The following is a 1838-nucleotide window of genomic DNA, read 5'->3' as shown; positions in this document are numbered from 1 at the left end:
CCTGGTGGCGCGCACCATCGCGCCGGAGCTCGGCAAGCGCCTGGGCCAGAGCGTGGTGATCGAGAACCTCGGCGGCGCCGGCGGCACCATCGGCGCGGCCAGGGTGGTCAAGGCCGACGCGGACGGCTACACGCTGCTGATGGGCTCGGGCAGCGAGGTCTCGATCGCGCGCCTGACCAATCCCGCCGTGCGCTACGACGGCGAGCGCGACCTCGCGCCCATCACCTTCGTCGGCACGCAGCCGATGGTGCTGGTGGGCAAGCCGGGGCTGCCGGCGCAGAACGCCGACGAGCTGATCGCGCTGGCGCGCGCGCAGCCGGGCAAGCTGGCCTATGCCTCGTCGGGCGTGGGCACGCCGCTGAACCTCGCCGGCGAACTCATCAAGCAGCAGGGCAAGGTCAACATCACGCACGTGCCCTACAAGGGCGCGTCGGCCATGTCGACCGACCTGCTCGGCGGCCAGATCGACCTCGCCGTGATGGTGCTGTCGTCCGCCCTGCCCCATATCCAGGCCGGCCGCGTCAAGGCCTATGGCGTGACCGAGGCGCACCGCGCCCAGGTGGCGCCCGGCGTGCCGGCGCTGGCCGAGAGCAGCGCGCTCAGGGGCGTGGACATGGGCGTGTGGTTCGGGCTGATGGCGCCGGCCGGCACGCCGCGCGCGGTCGTCGAGCGCCTCGACGCCGAGATGCAGGCCGTGCTGGCGCTGCCCGAGGTGAAGAAGAAGCTGGCCGAGGCCGGCGTGGCGGTGGCGCCGGGCGGCCCGGCGCAGTTCGCCGCCTTCGTCAAGCGCGAGACCGGCAAGTACAAGGCCATCGTGCAGGCCGCCGGCATCCACGAATAACCGCAATGCACCAATAATGGCAACGATGGCGGCAAACGGCGGCAGGCGTGCCATTTGCTTGCCACCAGCGGCGCCCGGATTTCCGGCCGCCGGGATTCCCGCTCAAACAGGCAAGCTAGCCAACCCACACACATGCATACCCAAGTCCCTACCTTCGACGCCTATCCGGTCGAAGTCGAATTCCCCGACATCCGCCCCTACGCCGCCGGCAACGCGGGCGTGCCCTACGTGCACACCTTCGACAGCGGCGCGCCCGGCCCGCACGTGATGATCAACGCGCTCACGCACGGCAACGAGGTGTGCGGCGCCATCACCGTCAAGGCGCTGCTGGACGCCGGCCTGCGCCCGCGCCGCGGCCGCCTGACGCTGGCCTTCGCCAACGTGGATGCGTACCACACGTTCGACGCGGCGAAGCCCGACGCCTCGCGCTACGTCGACCAGGACTTCAACCGCGTGTGGACCGCCGCCGTGCTCGACGACGCCGGCCGCGACTCGTCCGAGCTGCGCCGCGCGCGCGCCATGCGCCCGGTGATCGACACCGTGGACCTGCTGCTGGACCTGCACTCGATGCACGAGAAGAGCCTGCCGCTGATCGTCTCCGGCCCGCTCGACAAGGGCATCGAGCTGGCGCGCGCGGTCGGCGCGCCGGCCAACGTGATCGTCGACGAAGGCCACCCCGAAGGCCGCCGCATGCGCGACTACGAAGGCTTCGGCGACGCCGCCAGCGCGAAGAACGCGCTGCTGATCGAATGCGGCCAGCACTGGGAAACCGCCTCGGTGAGCGTGGCGAAGGACAGCACCGCGCGCTTCCTGCTCAACGCCGGCATCATTGACGCGGCCGACGTGCCCGCCGGCTGGCTGCAGCCGCCGCGGCCGCAGCGCGTGGTGCGCGTGACCGAGCCGGTGGTGGCAGCCAGCATGGACTTCCGCTTCGCCGGCCCGTACACCGGGCTGGAGACCTTCCCCGAGGCCGGCACCGTGATCGGCTGGCGCGACG

Annotated in this window: 2 protein-coding genes; both read left to right on the top strand. The window is 71.6% G+C overall.

All coding sequences use genetic code 11. The annotated features are described in order from the left end of the window. Positions 1-841 (top strand): tripartite tricarboxylate transporter substrate binding protein (locus K206_RS0120245; RefSeq protein WP_020204216.1); only part of this gene is annotated, 841 nt, incomplete at its 5' end. A gap of 132 nt (positions 842-973) precedes the next feature. Further along, positions 974-1838: M14 family metallopeptidase (locus K206_RS0120235; RefSeq protein ID WP_020204215.1), on the top strand; the 865-nt coding region annotated here is incomplete at its 3' end.

The sequence above is a fragment of the Cupriavidus sp. WS genome (assembly GCF_000395345.1).
In the GTDB taxonomy this organism is placed as follows: Bacteria; Pseudomonadota; Gammaproteobacteria; order Burkholderiales; family Burkholderiaceae; genus Cupriavidus; species Cupriavidus basilensis_B.
The sequence above is the reverse complement of the archived record's forward strand: the minus strand, read 5'-3'. Positions and strand labels throughout refer to the sequence as shown.